The sequence below is a fragment of the Mycobacterium helveticum genome (genome assembly GCF_007714205.1).
Taxonomy (GTDB): domain Bacteria; phylum Actinomycetota; class Actinomycetes; order Mycobacteriales; family Mycobacteriaceae; genus Mycobacterium; species Mycobacterium helveticum.
In genome coordinates this window covers 1-17,330 of the sequence record NZ_VMQU01000058.1, presented here as the reverse complement: position 1 = coordinate 17,330, position 17,330 = coordinate 1, and the positions used below count along the sequence as shown (strand labels likewise).

General features: G+C 69.6%; 18 protein-coding genes. 10 read left to right on the top strand and 8 right to left on the bottom strand.

Annotation, left to right across the window (positions count from 1 at the left end; all coding sequences use genetic code 11):
• The first annotated feature begins 137 nt into the window (after positions 1-137).
• Entirely contained in the window at positions 138-821 is a 684-nt protein-coding gene (locus FPZ47_RS14735) for a DUF427 domain-containing protein (protein ID WP_144951795.1), read from the top strand.
• Here the strand turns inward: FPZ47_RS14735 and FPZ47_RS14730 are convergent.
• The 3 genes from FPZ47_RS14730 to FPZ47_RS14720 are packed head-to-tail and all read right to left on the bottom strand — an operon-like array spanning position 818 to position 3,824.
• Positions 818-1,990 carry an acyl-CoA dehydrogenase family protein gene (locus FPZ47_RS14730; RefSeq protein ID WP_144951797.1) on the bottom strand — a complete coding sequence of 391 codons (1,173 nt, stop codon included), beginning with the start codon at positions 1,988-1,990 and terminating at the stop codon, positions 818-820. The two genes, FPZ47_RS14735 and FPZ47_RS14730, sit on opposite strands and share 4 nt — an antisense overlap.
• A complete protein-coding gene (locus FPZ47_RS14725; RefSeq protein WP_144951799.1) occupies positions 1,990-2,910 on the bottom strand; it encodes an LLM class F420-dependent oxidoreductase in 921 nt (306 codons plus the stop codon). Before FPZ47_RS14725 ends, FPZ47_RS14730 begins: the two co-directional genes overlap by 1 nt.
• Positions 2,911-2,921: 11 nt before the next feature.
• Positions 2,922-3,824 (bottom strand): acyl-CoA thioesterase, encoded by a 903-nt coding sequence (locus FPZ47_RS14720; RefSeq protein ID WP_210419913.1) that lies wholly within the window; start codon positions 3,822-3,824, stop codon positions 2,922-2,924.
• Positions 3,825-3,921: 97 nt separating this feature from the next.
• Between FPZ47_RS14720 and FPZ47_RS14715 the strand changes: the two genes are divergently transcribed.
• Genes FPZ47_RS14715 through FPZ47_RS14700 form a run of 4 tightly spaced genes read left to right on the top strand, consistent with a single transcriptional unit; the run spans position 3,922 to position 6,281 of the window.
• Positions 3,922-4,044: a hypothetical protein gene (locus FPZ47_RS14715; RefSeq protein ID WP_425461788.1), complete on the top strand. Its 123-nt coding sequence runs from the start codon at positions 3,922-3,924 to the stop codon at positions 4,042-4,044.
• A 33-nt stretch (positions 4,045-4,077) separates the two neighbouring features.
• Positions 4,078-4,893: an SMP-30/gluconolactonase/LRE family protein gene (locus FPZ47_RS14710; protein WP_144951803.1), complete on the top strand. Its 816-nt coding sequence runs from the start codon at positions 4,078-4,080 to the stop codon at positions 4,891-4,893.
• A 16-nt stretch (positions 4,894-4,909) separates the two neighbouring features.
• A complete protein-coding gene (locus tag FPZ47_RS14705) occupies positions 4,910-5,734 on the top strand; it encodes a thioesterase family protein (RefSeq protein ID WP_144951805.1) in 825 nt (274 codons plus the stop codon).
• A 10-nt stretch (positions 5,735-5,744) separates the two neighbouring features.
• The gene (locus FPZ47_RS14700; protein WP_144951807.1) at positions 5,745-6,281 is read left to right on the top strand and encodes a TetR/AcrR family transcriptional regulator; all 537 of its coding nucleotides are present in this window, start codon (positions 5,745-5,747) and stop codon (positions 6,279-6,281) included.
• Positions 6,282-6,357: 76 nt separating this feature from the next.
• On the opposite strand, the gene FPZ47_RS14695 is transcribed toward FPZ47_RS14700, so the two are convergent.
• From FPZ47_RS14695 to FPZ47_RS14685, 3 genes are read right to left on the bottom strand one after another with little or no spacing between them, the layout of a single operon-like run.
• Positions 6,358-7,698 carry an FAD-binding oxidoreductase gene (locus FPZ47_RS14695; RefSeq protein WP_144951809.1) on the bottom strand — a complete coding sequence of 447 codons (1,341 nt, stop codon included), beginning with the start codon at positions 7,696-7,698 and terminating at the stop codon, positions 6,358-6,360.
• A 20-nt stretch (positions 7,699-7,718) separates the two neighbouring features.
• Positions 7,719-8,468, bottom strand: coding sequence for a glucose 1-dehydrogenase (locus FPZ47_RS14690; protein WP_144951811.1), 750 nt, complete (start codon positions 8,466-8,468; stop codon positions 7,719-7,721).
• A gap of 18 nt (positions 8,469-8,486) precedes the next feature.
• A complete protein-coding gene (locus FPZ47_RS14685; protein WP_144951813.1) occupies positions 8,487-9,587 on the bottom strand; it encodes an NAD(P)H-dependent amine dehydrogenase family protein in 1,101 nt (366 codons plus the stop codon).
• A gap of 114 nt (positions 9,588-9,701) precedes the next feature.
• Between FPZ47_RS14685 and FPZ47_RS14680 the strand changes: the two genes are divergently transcribed.
• Positions 9,702-10,601, top strand: coding sequence for an alpha/beta hydrolase (locus tag FPZ47_RS14680; protein ID WP_144951815.1), 900 nt, complete (start codon positions 9,702-9,704; stop codon positions 10,599-10,601).
• Positions 10,602-10,629: 28 nt separating this feature from the next.
• On the opposite strand, the gene FPZ47_RS14675 is transcribed toward FPZ47_RS14680, so the two are convergent.
• Positions 10,630-11,907 carry an ATP-binding protein gene (locus FPZ47_RS14675; protein WP_144951817.1) on the bottom strand — a complete coding sequence of 426 codons (1,278 nt, stop codon included), beginning with the start codon at positions 11,905-11,907 and terminating at the stop codon, positions 10,630-10,632.
• Between the two features lie 212 nt (positions 11,908-12,119).
• On the opposite strand from FPZ47_RS14675, the gene ctaD reads away from it, so the two are divergent.
• The 3 genes from ctaD (at position 12,120) to FPZ47_RS14660 (ending at position 16,343) form a co-directional block, all read left to right on the top strand.
• Positions 12,120-13,856 carry an aa3-type cytochrome oxidase subunit I gene (ctaD, locus tag FPZ47_RS14670; protein ID WP_144951819.1) on the top strand — a complete coding sequence of 579 codons (1,737 nt, stop codon included), beginning with the start codon at positions 12,120-12,122 and terminating at the stop codon, positions 13,854-13,856.
• A gap of 115 nt (positions 13,857-13,971) precedes the next feature.
• Complete coding sequence (locus FPZ47_RS14665; protein WP_246133405.1) at positions 13,972-14,727, top strand: peroxiredoxin; 756 nt, start codon at positions 13,972-13,974, stop codon at positions 14,725-14,727.
• A gap of 209 nt (positions 14,728-14,936) precedes the next feature.
• Positions 14,937-16,343: a PE family protein gene (locus FPZ47_RS14660; RefSeq protein WP_144951821.1), complete on the top strand. Its 1,407-nt coding sequence runs from the start codon at positions 14,937-14,939 to the stop codon at positions 16,341-16,343.
• Positions 16,344-16,352: 9 nt separating this feature from the next.
• Here the strand turns inward: FPZ47_RS14660 and FPZ47_RS14655 are convergent, their stop codons facing one another.
• A complete protein-coding gene (locus tag FPZ47_RS14655; protein WP_144951823.1) occupies positions 16,353-16,976 on the bottom strand; it encodes a TetR/AcrR family transcriptional regulator in 624 nt (207 codons plus the stop codon).
• Positions 16,977-17,132: 156 nt separating this feature from the next.
• On the opposite strand from FPZ47_RS14655, the gene FPZ47_RS14650 reads away from it, so the two are divergent.
• On the top strand, positions 17,133-17,258 hold the full coding sequence (locus tag FPZ47_RS14650; RefSeq protein ID WP_144951825.1) for a hypothetical protein: 126 nt from the start codon (positions 17,133-17,135) through the stop codon (positions 17,256-17,258).
• The last annotated feature ends 72 nt before the right edge of the window (positions 17,259-17,330 follow it).

Below are 17,330 nucleotides of genomic sequence, written 5' to 3'. Positions count from 1 at the left end.
CCGCCCGACCGCCGATATGGCGGGAGTTTCCAGTACCGGCGGCATGAGCCGGCTTCGCCGGCAGCGAAAGCCGGGGCACCGGACTGTGGGTTTAATAAGGGATATCCGCCGAAATTCTCATTGCCCCAAGGAGTGCCATGACCCTGGTCGCCGGACGCGGTCCACTCAGCAGCGATCCGGCCGGGCGGTTTTCGCCCCCGCTGCCCGGCGAGATGGTCTACGTCGAGCCGCACCCGCGGCGGGTGCAGGCCTTGCGCGGCGACCGGCCGGTGCTCGACACCGAGCGGGCGCTGCTGGTGCACCGCCGGGGCCGCCCGCTCAGTTATGTCTTTCCGGTCGACGAGGTGGCCGGGCTGCCAAGCGAGCCCGAGCCCGAAGCGCCGGGCTTCGTCCACGTCCCGTGGGACGCGGTCGACACCTGGCTGGAGGAGGGCCGCGAACTGGTGCACTACCCGCCGAACCCGTACCACCGCGTGGACTGCCGCCCGACGAGGCGCCGCCTGCGCGTGTCGGTCGACGGGACCGTGCTGGTGGACACCGACGACACGGTGATCCTGTTCGAGACCGCGCTGGCGCCCCGGCTCTACGTCGATCCCGCCCTGGTGGACACCGGTGCGCTGCGGCGCTCGCAGTCGTCGAGTTACTGCAACTACAAGGGATTTGCGACGTACTGGACCGCCTTCGTCGGCGGGCGTGTCGTCGACGACATCGCGTGGAGCTACGCGGATCCGCCCCCGGAAAGCCTGCCCATCAAGGGCTTCCTCAGTTTCGACGAGACGCGTGTCGAGCTGCTGGCCGAGCTGCCTGCCCACACCCGCTAGCCGTACCGGGGGCGCCCGAGCCCCAGCGCGTGCTGGGCGATCATGTTGCGGAAGACCTCGAGGGTGCCGCCGTAGATCCCGGTCGGAAGGGCCAGCCGGAAAAGGTAGTCGGTGACACCGTCGTCGGCGGAACCCTCGGTGTCGGTGGGCAGGGCCGCCGCGGCCCCCAGGATGTCCATCAGATCCGGGGAGATGTCGCGCATCGTCTGCCCGATCGCCACCCGCCCGAACATGGTCGGCGTCGACAGCGCCGCCTCCACCCGCGCGAAGCTGCGCCCGAGCCGGTGTTTCACCGACGCGTCGTCGAGGCGGCGCCGCCCGTCGCGATCGGGTTGCGACGCGATCGCCGCGACGGTGTCCACCGCCTCGGCCATCAGCACACCGTGGCCGGCCATCGTCGCGACGTCCTGCAGGCCATGGTCCTCGCGCTCGCCGGTGCCGTGCTCGGCGTCCAGCGCCGAGCGCATCACCGTCCAGCCCGCGTTGACCTCGCCGATGCGGTAGCGGTCGTCGACGCGCACGTCGCTGTAGTACACGATGTTGGTGCGGTCACCGTCCACGGTCCGGAGGGGCCGGATCTCGACTCCCGCGGAGTCCAGCGGCACCAGGAACATGGTCAGGTTCTTGTGTTTGGACCCCCGGGGGTCGGTGTTGGTCAGCAGGAAGACGTACCGGGCGTTCTGCGCGTTGGAGGTGAACATCTTGGCGCCGTTAATGATCCACGCCGAGCCGTCGCGCACCGCCCGCGTCTTGCAGGTGGCGACGTCGGAGCCGCCCTCGGGCTCGGTGTAGCCCAGGCACAGCCGGATCTCGCCGGACAGCACCCCCGGCAGCACCTCCTCGCACAGCCGCGGCGCGCCGAACTGCTGCACCAGCCGCGCGACCACCGAGGTGGTCCCCCAGTGGTACCAGGGCGTGTGGGCCCGGGCGATCTCGAGTTGGAAGATCCGCCGGCGCACCGGGCTGAAGCCGCCGTCGGACTCGGACCGCCAGTCCGCGGCCAGGTATCCCGCCCCACCCAGCGCCAGATGCACCTGCTCGTCGAAGTTTTCGCCGGTCTGCCGGTCGCGGCGGCGCACCTCGTCGGTGACGTGCGTGGCGATGAAGGCGCGCGTCTCGTCGAGGAACACCTGGTCCTCGGCCGACAGTTCGACCCGGGCGAAGTCCATCAGCGCGCGTCGATGACGAGTTTCCCGAAGCGCTCGATGCTTTCCAGCACGTGCGCCAGACTGTCGCCGGGCAGCCCGACCTGCACCCAGTTCACCCCGAGGGCCGCCAGCTTGCCCAAGCCGGAAAGGTAGGCACCGGAGTCGAATTCGTCACTCCCCGGGCCGCCGCCGGCGGAGTTGGTGAACGTGATGTCCAGCGCCGAGAAGTCCCTGCCCGCCTCGTCGCAGCGGCGCCGCAGGTCCTCGATGCCCGCGGCGAGGCGGTCCTGCGAGTCGATCGAGGCGGTGCCCGCCGTCTGCGCCAGCACGGCCGGCGCGGGAAACGGGCACCAGCCGTCGCCGTACTGCGCGACGCGCCGGCGCGCCGACCCGGTGTTGCCGCCGATCCAGATCGGCGGGTGCGGCCGGCTGACCGGGCGTGGGTGTGCGGTGATGCCCCGCGCGGTGAAATGCCTTCCTGAGAAGGACAAGTCGTCGGTGGTCCACGCGGCGCGGATCACCTGCAACGCCTCCTCGAACAGCTCGGCGCGCTCGTCGTAGTCGACCCCGAGCGCCGCGAACTCCCGCTTGAGGTAGCCCACACCGACCGCCAACGTGAACCGGCCGTTCGACAGCAGGTCCAGCGTCGCACCGGACTTGGCCACCACGAACGGGTTTCGGTACGGCAGCACCACGATGTTGGGAATCAGCCGCAGTGTCATCGTCGTGGCCGCCGCAAAGCCCAGGGCGACAAAAGGATCCAGGGCGTCGTGGCCGCCGGCTTCCAGCCATCGCTGCGACGGCGCGGGGTGGTCGGTGAAGCCGAACCCGTGAAACCCGGCCGCCTCGGCCGCCGCCGCGACTGTCGCGATGCCCTCCCCGGTCACCAGTTCCGGGTTGTAGGGATGGGTGTGCATCGGGTGGGTGAAGGCGAAGCGCATCGGTCCGCCCGTCAGAACCGTGCGCGCGCGTCGATCGAGGTGTCGCTGGTGCGCAGCGGACGGATCAGCGCCTCCTGGGCGAACGAGGCCAGCAGCTCGCCCTCCTGGGTGTGCACGGTGCCGCGCACGTACGACATTCCCGAGCCGACCTGGGTGCTCTCGTGGGTGTAGAGCAGCCAGCCGTCCCAGCGCACCGGCTCGTGGAAGGCGACCGAGATGGTCATCGGGGCGGTGGACACCCTCAGGTGCGCCTGGCTGGTGCCGATGCCCGGGTGCGCACGCATGGTGGTCGAGATGCCCAGGTGCCCGGTGAAGTACGCGACGAGCGCCTTGGCCAGGTCGTCGCGGGTGGGGATCGGGTCGTAGTGCAGCCACGCGTGCAGTTCGGGCGGGCCCACCTCGTCGGGGCTGTTGACGTCCACGACGTCGACCAGCCGCAGCTGCCGCCCGGCCATCGGCATCTCGGACACGTGGGAATCCGCCGGGGCGGCCACGTCCGGCCGCGGCAGGTGGTGGCGGATGACGTCGGCGGTGGGGACGTCGGCCAGCACCGTGATGCTCAGGCAGCGCCGGCCGTTCTGGTGCACGGCGACGACCGCCGTGGCGGTGGACCGGCCCTCGGCCACGACGTCGAGGACGAATTCGACCGGCGGGCCGACGGCCACGGCGCGGGAGAACACCGCGTGCGCCGAGCGCACCGACTTGTCCGGGAATCGTTTGGCGACCGCGACGATCGCCTGGGCGAGCACCTGGGTGCCCTCCACGACCTGCCGCTCGTCGCCGCCGGCGATCCCGGTGTCGCCGGAGAACCGGTCCTGACCGTCGGCCCGCACGTCGAACAGGTCCAGCAGGCCCCGCACCGTCCACTCGGTCTGTTCGGATTCCTCGGAGACCTTGCTCAAATCGCACTCCACCTCTCGCTCCGGCAGCCCACGGCCCAGCGTGACACTTTACGTAGGTTTTGTAAACCTTGGCCGACAAACACACGGGAAGGCAACGCAATTGGGCTTCGTGACCAGCGCCCACATCGGCGACCTGCCGGAACGGCCGCTGCGGGTCGGCGACACCTGGGCGCAGGCCGGCCCGGACGGCGTCCGGCTCGGCCGCATTGACACCGGCACCCGCGGTGCATGACACTTTCGGGGTGTTCTGTAAAGGCGCGGGAGGATGATCCCGGTGCCGCTGGCCAACGGGTTCTGCTTCGGCGAGGGCCCGCGCTGGTTCGAGGGCCTGCTGTGGTTCTCCGACATGCTGGGCGAGGCGGTACACACCGCGACGATGGCCGGCTCGCTGACCACGCTGCCCCTGCCCGGGCGCCGCCCCGCGGGCCTGGGGTTCCGCCCGGACGGGTCGCTGCTGATCGTCTCGGCCGGGGACCGGCAGGTGCTGCGCTACGACGGCGACACCGTGACACCCGTCGCCGACCTCGCCGCCCTGGCGCCGGCCGACCTCGGTGACATGGTCGTCGACGCCGACGGGCGCGCCTACATCGGATCCCAGGCGCGCCGCGGCGGCGTCATCATCCGGCTCGACCCCGACGACACCGCGACCGTCGTCGCCGAAGACCTCGAGCTCCCCAACGGCATGGTGATCACGCCGGGCCGCGAGCTCATCGTCGCCGAGTCGACGGGCCGGCGGCTGACCGCGTTCGGCATCAGCGAGGACGGCTCCCTCACCGGCCGCCGCGTCTTCGCGGACGGCCTCGACGGCCCGCCCGACGGCATCGCGCTGGACGCCGACGGCGGGGTGTGGACGGCGACGACGCTGGCCCACCAGTTCGAGCGCGTCGTCAAGGGCGGCGCGGTGACCGACCGCATCGACATGGGCGACCGCGTCGCCATCGCCTGCGCGCTGGGCGGCCCCAGGCGCCGCACGCTGTTCCTGCTGTCGAGCACCGACGCCTATCCTGAGCGACTGCGGGGCACCCGGCTCTCCCGCCTGGACGCCGTGACGGTCGAGACGCCCGGCGCCGGCCTGCCGTGACATCCGAGAGGCGCACATGACCGACTCCTACTACGAGCTGATCGACGACGCGGACGCCCACGGCGAGAAATTCCGGGCCACCGACCTGGCGCGCGGCACCTGGTCGGCGGCGACCCAGCACGGCGGCCCGGTCTCGGCGCTGCTGGTGCGGGCCCTGGAGCAGTGCGAGCACCGCGACGACACCCGCCTGACCCGGGTCGTGATCGACCTGCTGGGCGGCGTGCCGGCCGACGGCGACCTGTGGGTCGGCGCGCAACTGCAGCGCGGCGGCAAGCAGATCGAGCTGGTCGGCGCCGAGATGCTGGCGCCGGGCCCCGGCGGCGAACCCCGTCCGGTCGCGCGCGCCACCGGGTGGCGGTTCCAGCGGCAGGACACCACGGCCGTGGCGCACGCCGCGGCTCCCCCACCCCGGCCGCGGGCCGAGGCCCGCGACCGCAACCTCAAGGCCAAGGACTGGGACCGCAACTACGTGCACAGCCTCGACTGGCTGTGGCTGACCGAACCGATGGGCGCGGGCCCGGGCGAGTCCTGGATCAGCCCGACCGTGGACCTCGTCAAGGGCGAGACCATGACCCCGCTTCAGCGGCTGTTCGCGGTGGCCGACTGCGCCAACGGCATCGGCAGCAAGCTCAACATCCGCACGTGGACGTTCCTGAACACCGACCTGGCCGTGCACGTGTTCCGCATCCCCGAGGGCGAGTGGATCGGCATTCGCGCCGAGACCAGCTACGGCCCCGACGGCGTCGGGACGACGATCGGGACGCTGTTCGACGAGCGGGGCGCGGTCGGCGCCATCCAGCAATCGGTGCTGGTGCGCAGGCGCCCCGGCGCCGGTTCGTAGAGTTTCAGGTATGAGCCAGCCGGCGTCGGTCACGGACACCGACACCTCCACGCGCCAGCGGATCCTGGCGGCCACCGCCGAGGTGCTCGGCCGCAACGGCAAGACCAAGCTGAGCTTGTCCGAGGTCGCCGCCCAGGCCGGGGTGTCGCGTCCGACGCTGTACCGCTGGTTCGCCTCCAAAGCGGAACTGCTGTCGGCGTTTTCGAACTACGAGCGGCAGACCTTCGAGAGCGGCCTGGTGCGGGCCACCGCCGGGCTCAAGGGCGTCGACAAGCTCGACGCCGTGCTGCGCTTCATCGTCGAGTACCAGCATTCGTACTCGGGGGTGCGCATGGTCGACGTCGAACCCGAGCACACCATCGCCCAGTTCGCCCGCGCCATGCCGGAGATGCGCGAGGGCCTGCAGCGGCACCTGCCCGGACCCAACGCCGCGGTGAAGGCGGCGACCGTGATCCGCATCGCCATCTCGCACTACATCGTCCGCAGCGACGACGCCGACCAGTTCCTGGCGCAGCTGCGCCACGCGGTCGGCATCAAGGGCAGCTGAGGCCCCGCGGGCGTGCGTGTTTGCCCGGTGACACGCCGCGTTGCGCGCACAACTGCGCACCCTCGCGGCAGACCGGTCAGACGAAGAGCACCGCGGCGTTGAGGTAGCCGGTCGGGTCCAGCGCGGCCTTGACCGCCCGCATCGCGGCGATGTCGGCGGGCTCGCGCGACATCCCCAGGTACGGGCGTTTGCGGCTGCCGACGCCGTGCTCGGAGCTGACGTTGCCGCCGCACCCGGCGATGAGCTCCATCATCGGCCCGTACACCGCCTGCTCCCGCTCGACCGGGCAGCGCAGCACGTTGAGGTGCAGGTTGCCCTCCCCGACGTGGCCGAACAGCAGCGGCAGCGCGTCGGGCGCGTGGGTTCCCAGCAGCGCCACGGCGTCGCGGGCGAACCCGGCGATCGCCGACAGCGGCAGCGACACGTCGAACTTCAGCGGCGGCCCGTAGCTGCCGAGCACCTCGGCCAGCGACTCGCGAACCTGCCACAACCGTTGCCGCGCAGCGACATCCACGCCCACCGCGGGCTCCCCGCACAGCTGCACACCGTCGAGCAGGTCGGCCAGCCGGTCGCTCTGGTCGTGGTCGGCCGCCAGCTCCACCAGCAGCATCCAGTCGCCGTCCACCGGCACCGCCACCCCGAGGTGCTGACGGATCAGCGCGCCCGCCCGGCCGTCGATCAGCTCCAGCGCCGCGATCCCGTCGACGTCCCGGAACATCCGGCCGGCCGCCACGAGCGCCTCCAGATCGGCGAACCCGCAGACGGCGGTCACCCGATGCGACGGGGTGGGGTGCAGCCGTAGGTCCAGCGCGGTGATGACACCGAGGGTGCCCTCGGCGCCGACGAACAGCGCCGGCAGGTCGTAGCCGGTGTTGTCGCTGCGCACCAGGCTGTGCCGGCGCAGCAGCGAGCCGTCGGGCAGCGCCACCTGCAGGCCGAGCACCTGCTCGCCCATGTTGCCGTAGCGCACCGTGCGCAGGCCGCCGGCGTTGGTCGAGGCCATGCCGCCGACGGTGGCCGTGTCCCGGGCGGCCAGGTCCACCCCGAACACCAGGCCCGCCGCGGCGCCGGCGTGCTGGACGGCGGCCAGCGTGGCCCCGGCGCCGGCCTGCACGCGGCGCTCGAGGGTGTCCACGTCTCCCAGCGCGCGCAGCCGCTCGGTGGACAGCAGCACGTCGTCGTGCTCGGGCACGGTGCCGGCCACCAGGGAGGTGCGGCCGCCCTGCACGGTGACGTGGGCCCCGGCGTCGCGGCACACCCGCAGCACCGCGGCGACCTCCTCGGCCGAACCAGGCCGCACCAGCGCGCCGGCCCGCCCGCGGTAGCGCCCGGTGTAGTCGACGGCGCGGCCGGCCAGAATGTCGGGATCGGTGACGACGTGGCCCGGCCCGACGACGGTCTCCAGCGCGCGCAGCATGCTCGCGGTTATAGCACCGGTCAGAACGCCTTGTGCGGCACGTCGGTCACCAGCCCGCCGTCCATGACGAACTCGGTGCCGGTCGCATACGACGACTCGTCGCTGGCCAGGAACAACACGAACGTGGACACCTCACGGGCCTCGCCGGGGCGGCCCAGCGGGATGGTCACCAGGTCCTCGGGCAGGTTCGCGGTCATCGGGGTGCGGATGAAGCCGGGGTGCACGGAGTTCACCCGGATGTTGTGCGGCGCCAGTTCCAGGGCCGCCGACTTGGCCAGGCCGCGCACCGCCCACTTCGACGCCACGTAGGGGTGCACCGCCGGCGCGCCGCGCAGGCCCTCGATCGAGGACACGTTGATGATCGACCCACCCCCGGCCGCGGTCATCGGCTCGACGGCCACCCGCATGCCCAGGAAGGTGCCGGTCAGGTTGACGTCGATCACCTTCTGCCACTTGCCCAGATCGAAGTTCTTCAGCTGCCCCAGCGCGACGATGCCGGCGTTGTTGACCAGCACGTTGAGCTTGCCGAACTCGCCGGTGGCGGTCGCGACCGCGGCGTCCCACTGGTCGGGTTGGGTGACGTCGAGGTGGACGTAGCGCGCCGCGTCGCCGCTCGCGTTGATTTCGTCGGCCAGCGCCTTGCCCTCGTCGTCGAGGATGTCGCCGATCACCACCTTGGCGCCTTCGGCGGCCAGCAGGCGCGCATGCTCGGCGCCCATCCCGCGGGCGCCGCCGCTGATGAGCGCCACCTTTCCGTCTACCCGTCCCACTGATGGGCTCCCTTCGGTTTAGCTGGCCACCAGCCCGGTGGGCGCATAGAGGCCTTTTCCGGTAATGAACGGCAGGTCGAGCGTGGTCCGGATGCCCGGCGGCGCCGCGATCACGGCCGGGATGGCATTGACGACCCGGCCGGCGGCGCCGGCGATCGCGGCGTGGTTGTGGTCGCCCTTGCGGCTGCCCGGCACGATGTCCACGGCGTAGGACGGCTCGCCGGTGATCTCGACGCGGTAGGAGCCGTCGCCGGAGGCGGGCTGGGGCAGGTCGGGCCGCAGGTCGGGCCGCAACCGGGTGATGTGCTCGATCACGATGGCGGGGTGGCCGCCCACCATGCCGCGGATCTCGAACTGCAGCACGGCCAGCGTGCCCTTGGCCACGTGGCCGACCGCGATGTCGAAGTCCTCCGGCGCGGGCTCGCGCTGGTAGGACTCGGCGATCTCGTCGACCTCGATGCCCAGCCCGGCCGCCAGCTGCCGGATCGCGGTGCCCCAGGCGATGCTGAGCACGCCCGGTTGCAGCAGCATCGGGATTTCGTCGAGTGGGCGGCCGAAGCCCATGTAGCGCATGACTTCCGCGCCGTCGTAGCCGGCGTAGTCGTGGATCTCCATGCAGCGCACCTGCTCGATGCGCCGGCACGTCCCGGCCAGGGCCAACGGAATGAGGTCGTTGGCGAACCCCGGGTCGACCCCGCTGATGAAGATGCTCGAATTGCCTTGCCGGGCAGCGTCTTCGACGCGGGCGATGTATTTGTCGGGCATCACGCCCCACGGGTACTGCAGCAGCCCGGGCGACGACCCGACGACGTTGACTCCGGCGGCCAGGATGCGCATGACGTCGGCCATCGCGTCCGGCAACCGGGTGTCGCCCATGGCGCAGTAGACGACGCACTCGGGTCCGGTGGCGAGCACGGCATCGAGGTCGGAGACGGCCGTGACGCCGGTGACGACCTCGTCGTCGAGCGCGACACCGCACAGCGCGCCGGCGTCCTTGCCCACCTTCTCCGGCGACGAGACGCACAGCCCGGTCAGGTCGAACTGGGGGTTGGTGATCAGTTCGGCCAGGGCCGGCCGACCGACATTCCCGGTCCCGACGTGGGCGACGCGGATCGCCATGAGCGGCCTCCGTCCTGAGGTGAACGTTCGAAAGCGTTTCTAGACACTAGTCCATTATTTTTGGAAGGCCTACCACGACCGGTGTCGGCGCCGGCGCGCAGAAGGGAGACGGCGATGACGCGGCGTGAGGACGTCCGGTTCGTGTCCGGCGGTGACCGGATCAGCGCGTGGCTCTACCGGCCCGCCACGGGGGGCCCGGCGCCGTTGCTGGTGATGGCGCACGGCCTGGGGGCGGTGCGCACCATGCGGCTGGACGCCTACGCCGAACGGTTCGGCGCGGCCGGCTACGCCTGCCTGGTGTTCGACTACCGCAACTTCGGCGACAGCGGGGGCCGGCCCCGCCAGGTGCTCGACGTCGACATGCAGCTGGCGGACTGGGCGGCGGCGGTGGCCTACGCCCACACCCTCGACGGGGTCGACCAACGGCGAATCGCGTTGTGGGGCACGTCGTTCGGCGGGGGCCATGTCATCGCCTCGGCGGCCCGGCTGCCGGGCATCGCCGCGGCCGTGGCGCAATGCCCCTTCACCGACGGCCTGGCCTCGGCGCGCACGATCACCGACCCGCGGGCCACCGCGCGCATCTTCGCGCTCGCGGTGCGCGACGCCGTGGCCGGCCGGCTGGGCAGGCCGCCCGTCATGGTCGCCACGGCCGGCCGGCCCGGCGAGGCGGCGTTGCTGAACACGCCCGACGCGTACGAGGGGTACCTGAGACTGGTCCCCAACGGCGCTCGGCTGACCAACGAGGTGGCCGCCCGGATCGCGTTGCAGGTCATGACGTACCGGCCGGGACGCTCCGCGGCCAAGATCGGCTGCCCGATCCTGTTCTGCGTGTGTGAGTTCGACTCGGTGGCGCCCGCGGCTGCCACGCTGCGCTACGCGGCCAGGGCCCCGCGCGGCGAGATCAAGTCCTACCCCGAGGGCCATTTCGACATCTACGTCGGCGCCGCGTTCGAGCGCGTCGTCGCCGACCAGATTGCCTTCCTCGACGAGCATTTGCAGGCGTCCGGCGATTGAATTCGGGGACGGTCCGCGGGGCCCTTGGTCAGAGCCGAGTCCGCTGCTCGATGTCTTCGGTGAACTCGGCGAGCACCGCCTCTGTCAGCGAGGGCCGGATCTCGGCTATGGCCGCAAGATAGTCCTCGGTACGGGCCGACTCACCACGGCGGAATTCGATCTCCCGCTCGAACCCGGATTGCGCACCCTTGCGTGCAGCGAACTCGATATCGGCCGGAGTGAACATCTCGCTGGCCCTGACCAGTGCGCCGATATCGACCGAGCCGGCGGCCGGACCGAGATATCTGGCCCAGATCGCCGCCCGCGCCGTCGCGTCCGGGGGTCCGATCGGGATGATGTAGTCGAATCGTCCGGGCCGCAAAAACGCCGAGTCCAGCGAGCGCACCGAGTTCGTCGCGCAGATCAGTAGCCGCTCGTCGCGCTGGCGAAACGCCGGGATCAGTTTGAGCAGCTCGTTGGTGACGCCGTGCGCGGGATCGCAACGCTCACCCGAGCGCGATCCGGCGATTTCCTCGACTTCGTCGATGAACACCACCACGGCTTCCAGTTCCATCAGCGTCACGAAGGCCTCTCGCAGCGCGCTCGCCAGCGCAACATCCGGTGCGGCCAGACGCGAGGGGAGGAGTTCGACGAACGGCCAGCCGAGCCGACCCGCAACGGCCTTGGCGAAGCTGGTTTTGCCGGTTCCCGGGGGGCCGAACAAGATGACCGCCTTCGGCGGTGAGACGCCGTATTTTTCGGCGATGTTCGGCTCGCTCAGCGGCAGCACGATCCGCCGCTCAACGATCTGTTTCTCCGATTCCATCCCGCCCATCGCGTTCCACAGGCCGCGGGGCATCGCCTGCGCGCCGAGTTGGGCCAGCAGGCCCGCGTCCGAGGAGCCGACGGTGTCGATTTTTTCGAAAAACGACAGATCGGTCCGCTCCCGATAGCCACAGTTGCGCAGCGCCGCCGCGCCGGTCGCCTCTGTTTGCAGCAGTGCACCCACGCGCCGGACGCCCAGGGCACGCAGGCGCATCTCGAGCTCGCCCAACAGTGCGCTGCCGACACCCCGGTTGCGCCACCGGGTGTTGAGGCCGACGAGCAGAATCCATGCCCGTTCCCCCCGGGCCTCGGCGACCGCCATGCCCACCAACTCGTCGCCGACGACGGCGACCACGGCGGGCTGCCCCGATTTGGCCGCCGACACCATCTCGGAGACCGGAAAGGCCGGCGCCGGGTCACCGGGATGTCGGCTCTGATCCCACACCAGGATCGCCTGATCAAGGTCGTCGTCGTGAAAGTCGCGCAACCGCCACGGGGGCACCGGGTTCACCTCCCTGCCACGGGACCGCGCTGCCGGCATTTTTCCCATCGCGCCCTGCGCCCCGTGACAGGTATCTTCGCATACCCCGGGGGGCATAGTCACGCCCCTGACGCACACCTTCTATTCCTGCCGCATCGGAGGTACCGTCGTGGGTAGTTGTCCCCAATCAGGGTCTGCCGTTCGCAGGCCCGTCCTATTCAGGAGGAGGGGTGATGGCTGTCGATGTTGGCTCTGTGGCGCCGCTGCAAGCACGCCGGCCTTTTCCGGCCCGGTTGGGCCCCAAGGGCAACTTGGTGTACAAGCTTGTCGCCACCACCGATCACAAGACCATCGGGATCATGTACGTGGTGACCTGCTATGTGATGTTTTTCCTGGGCGGGCTGATGGCGCTGTTGATGCGCACCGAACTCGCCGCGCCGGGTCTGCAGTTTCTGTCGAACGAGCAGTACAACCAGCTGTTCACCATGCACGGCACCGTCATGCTGTTGCTGTATGCCACGCCGATCGTGTTCGGGTTCGCCAACCTGGTGCTGCCGCTGCAGATCGGTGCACCCGATGTGGCGTTCCCGCGACTGAACGCGTTCTCCTACTGGTTGTTTTTGTTCGGCGCCCTGATCGCCCTCGCGGGCTTCATCACCCCCGGCGGTGCCGCCGACTTCGGTTGGACCGCTTACACACCGCTATCGGATGCCATCCACTCGCCCGGCACCGGCTCCGACCTGTGGATCACGGGACTGATCGTGGCGGGCTTGGGCACGATCCTGGGCGCGGTCAACATGATCACGACGGTGGTGTGTTTGCGCGCGCCGGGGATGACGATGTTTCGGATGCCGATCTTCACCTGGAACATCCTGGTGACGTCGATTCTGGTGTTGCTGGCGTTCCCGATCCTGACCGCGGCGCTGTTCGGGCTGGCCGCCGACCGCCACCTGGGGGCGCACGTGTTCGACCCGGCCAACGGCGGAGTCCTGTTGTGGCAGCACCTGTTCTGGTTCTTCGGCCATCCCGAGGTCTATATCGTGGCGCTGCCGTTCTTCGGCATCGTCACCGAGATCATTCCGGTGTTCAGCCGCAAACCGGTCTTCGGTTACACCACGCTGGTGTATGCGACCCTCGCCATCGGGGGGTTGTCGATGGCGGTGTGGGCGCACCACATGTTCGCCACCGGCGCGGTGCTGTTGCCGTTCTTCGCCGTCACCTCGTATTTGATCGCGATCCCCACCGGGATCAAGTTCTTCAACTGGACCGGCACCATGTGGAAGGGCCAGCTCACTTTTGAGACGCCGATGCTGTTCTCGGTCGGGTTTCTGGTGACCTTTCTGCTGGGCGGTTTGTCGGGCGTGCTGTTGGCCAGCCCGCCGCTGGACTTCCACGTCACCGACTCCTACTTCGTGGTGGCGCACTTTCACTACACGCTGTTCGGCACGATCGTGTTCTCCACCTTCGCCGGTGTCTACTTCTGGTTCCCGAAGATGACCGGCCGGCTGCTCGACGAGCGGCTGGGCAAGCTGCACTTCTGGTTGACGTTGATCGGGTTCAACACCACGTTCCTGGTACAGCACTGGCTGGGCAACATGGGCATGCCGCGCCGCTACGCCGACTACCTGTCCACCGACGGGTTCCAGCCGCTCAACGTGGTCTCGACGGTTGGTGCGTCCATTCTGGGCGTATCGATGCTGCCGTTCATCTGGAACGTGTTCCGCAGCTGGCGCTACGGCGAGCCGGTCACCGTCGACGACCCCTGGGGTTACGGCAACTCGCTGGAGTGGGCCACCAGTTGCCCGCCGCCGCGGCACAACTTCACCGAGCTGCCCCGGATCCGTTCCGAGCGCCCCGCGTTCGAACTGCACCACCCGCACATGGTCGAACGCATGCGCGCCGAATCTCACGTCGGCCGCCACCGCGAAGTGGTCAGCGACGTGGACACCGCAACGGGTCTGCGCCGATAGCCCTTGGTAACCGGTCGTCTGCGCGACGCACGGCACACCGTGGAGGGACGCCGGGGAATACACCCGGTGAGGTAGCCGTTGCGCACTGCATCGCCGCTGACACGAAAGGTTCACCATGACAACTGCTATCGACGCGGCCCCGCACGTGACGAGCATGCCCCGCATCGGCGATCCCGCTCCCGCGTTCAGCGCCGTCACCACCCAGGGGCAGATCGACTTCCCCGCCGACTATTCCGGTAAGTGGGTCATCTTTTTCTCCCACCCCGCCGACTTCACCCCGGTGTGCACCAGCGAATTCATCACCTTCGCCACGATGCAACATCAATTCGCCGCGTACAACACCGAACTGGTCGGGTTGTCCGTCGACGGGCTCGCCAGCCACATCGCCTGGTTGCGCACGATCAAGGAAAAGATCTCGTTCCGAGACATGCGCGACGTGGACGTCACCTTCCCGCTCATCGAAGACGTGTCGATGGAGATCGCGCAGAAATACGGGATGATCATGCCCGGCGAAGACTCCACCAAAGCGGTGCGCGCGGTCTTCGTCATCGACCCCAGGGGCGTGATCCGGGCCATCATCTACTACCCGCTGAGCCTCGGCCGCAACTTCGACGAACTCTTACGCGTGGTCAAGGCCCTACAGACGGCCGACCGATTCAACGTCGCGACCCCCGCCGACTGGCGCCCCGGCGACCCCGTGATCGTCCCCACCGCGAGCACCTGCGGTATCGCCGAGCAGCGGATGGACGGCCACGTCGACGGTGTCGAGTGCCAGGACTGGTTCTTTTGCACCAAACAGATCAGCGCCGACGAGGTCGAGGCCGCGATCCGGGTTCATCCCGCCGGCCAGCCACCCGACCCGGCGGGATGACCGCCGCGGCGGTCGGGCTCGCTCGAGCCACCGACTCCAGGGGCCACCGACTCCAGGGGCCACCGACTCCAGGTCGGGGCCCGCGACCCGCGCGTCGCTTTCCCTCACCGCGGCGGACTTATCAGTCGATGCGCGGATGGCGGTTTAGTCTTTCCTGATGCCCGACCGCCGGGGCAGGGGGATAGACGGAGGATCTGTAGACGGGGGATATGTCGTATCTGATCACCGCGCCCGACGCGCTGGCGTCGACGACCGCCGACGTGGAACGCATCGGCGCGGCGATCAGCGCGGCCGGTGCCCACGCCGCCGGCCCGACGACCGGCGTGGTCGCAGCGGCCGAAGACGAGGTGTCGGCGGCGATCGCCAGGCTGTTCGGCGCCTACGCCGAGCAGAACCAGGCGCTCCTGGCGCAGGCGGCGACATTCCACATCCGGTTCGCCCGGGCGCTGGCCGCCGCGGGCAACTCCTACGCCCGGGCCGAGGCGGCCGGCGCGGTGAGCTTCGCGTCCACGCTGCCGTCGTTGCCGGTGACGGCGCTGATCATGGGCGGCGCCCACAACCCGGGCCCGGTGCAGTACTACCTCGACGAGGTCAACACCGCCTACATCCAGCCGCTGATCAGCGGGGCCAACCCGCTCGGCGTGTCCACCCCCGAGCAGTTCTGGCCGATCACCCCCGAACTCGGCAACACCCTGACGTTCGGCCAGTCCGTCGCCCAGGGCGTCACCCAGCTCAACAGCGCGATCAACAACCAGATCTACCACCTGGGCAACAACGCCCTGGTTCTCGGCTACTCCGAGAGCTCCACGATCGCCACCAACGAGATCAACGCGCTGCTGGCGCTGCCCACTGCCGAGCAACCCAGCGCGAGCCAGCTCGCGTTCGTGCTGCTCGGCGACCCGAACAACCCCGTCGGCGGCATCCTCGAGCGGTTCACCGGCTTCTACGTCCCCCTGCTCGACGTGCCCTTCAACGGCGCGACCCCCCAATCACCTTGGCACACTTCGATTTACACGATCCAGTACGACGGCATCGCCGACTTCCCGCAGTACCCGCTGAACCTGGTGTCGGACCTCAACGCCGTCATGGGCCTCACCCTGCACGCCGACTATCCGCTGCTGACGGCCAGCCAGGTCGCCGATGCCGTCCCGTTGCCGACGTCGGGCGGCAACACCCACTACTACATGTTGCCGACCCAGAACCTGCCGCTGCTGGGCCCGATCCGCGACTACGTCCCCTACGCGGGGAATGCGATCGCCGACCTGGTCCAGCCCGATCTGCGGGTGCTGGTCGACCTGGGTTACGCCGACTACGGGCCCAACGGCAACTACGCGAACGTTCCGACCCCGGGCCAGCTGTTCGAAATACCCAACCCGTTCACCGTCATCCCGGACCTGGGCACCGGCGCCGTGCAGGGGGTCCAGGCGGCGATGGTGGACCTGGGCTACCTGCCGGCCTCCGACCTGCCGACCACCTACCCGTACGTGCCGTCCCTGGATCCGGGCCTGAACGTCTTCCTCGGCCAGCCGAGCACGACGCTGTTGTCCACGATCACCGGGGCCGTCGGGCCCGCCCTGCACCTGATCCCGCCCGCGACCGACCTGCCCCAGCTTTGAGGCGGCGCCTCAGGGCCCCAGCGGCGACGTCTGGCGGATCGTCTCGTCGCGGATCAGCCCCCGCAGCAGCGCGGTGCTGAACTCGGCGGCGATCTCCTTCGCGCTGCGCCGGCCGCTGGGCCGCAGCCAGCGATAGCTGCCCAGCGTCATGCCGATGTAGCCGAGGGCCACCACGTGCGAGTCGCACTCGTAGAACTCGCCGCTGACGATCCCGCGGTCGATCAGGCCGTGCACGTGCTCGTAGACCTGAGCTTCCTTCTCGCGCACCTCGGCGACCTGCTCGGCGGTGAACCACTCGGTGATGTAGGGCGCTTCCTGGAAGTAGACCGCGGCGCGCTCGGGATTGTCGGCGATCCCGCCGAGCAGCCGCACGGTGTACTGGTAGAACGCCTCGCGCGCCGTCCACGACGGGTCGTCGTGGACGGCGGCCAGCGTGCCCTCGGCGGCCTGGCGGTAGATGTCGAACAGGATCAGCGACTTGCTGGCGTAGTAGTGGTAGACGGTCGCCTTGTTCAGGCCGATCACGTCGGCCACGTCGTCCATCCGGGTGCCGTGATAGCCGCGGGCGGCGAACAGCGTGGTGGCAACGGCCAGCAATTCCTCGCGGCGGGAAAGCCCGTTCTCGGATGGCATCTGCACTCGCTATCGTCCGTTGCCGGGGCCGGGCGCGGCCCCGGACCAGGCTAGCCGTCAATCAACTGGTTGGACAGTTTAGGCGGGTGTTGCGCCGAGGTGGAGGGGACTAGACTCACTGCTGAACCAGTCGTTACCGACTACAGGGGTGGCCCAATGGATCCGAGCCCGGACTACGACGCGAGCGACGAGATCGAGTTCTTCTTCCGCTACCTCCCGTGGGGTCTGCGCGGGGTCGTCGACGGCAACGGCTACCCGCCGCCGGCCTACCCGCCCGTCTGACACGAAAATAGAAGTGACCACAAGCCGGTGAGCGCAGGTAGGGGTGACCCGCCGGCGCTGTCGATGGGGTTC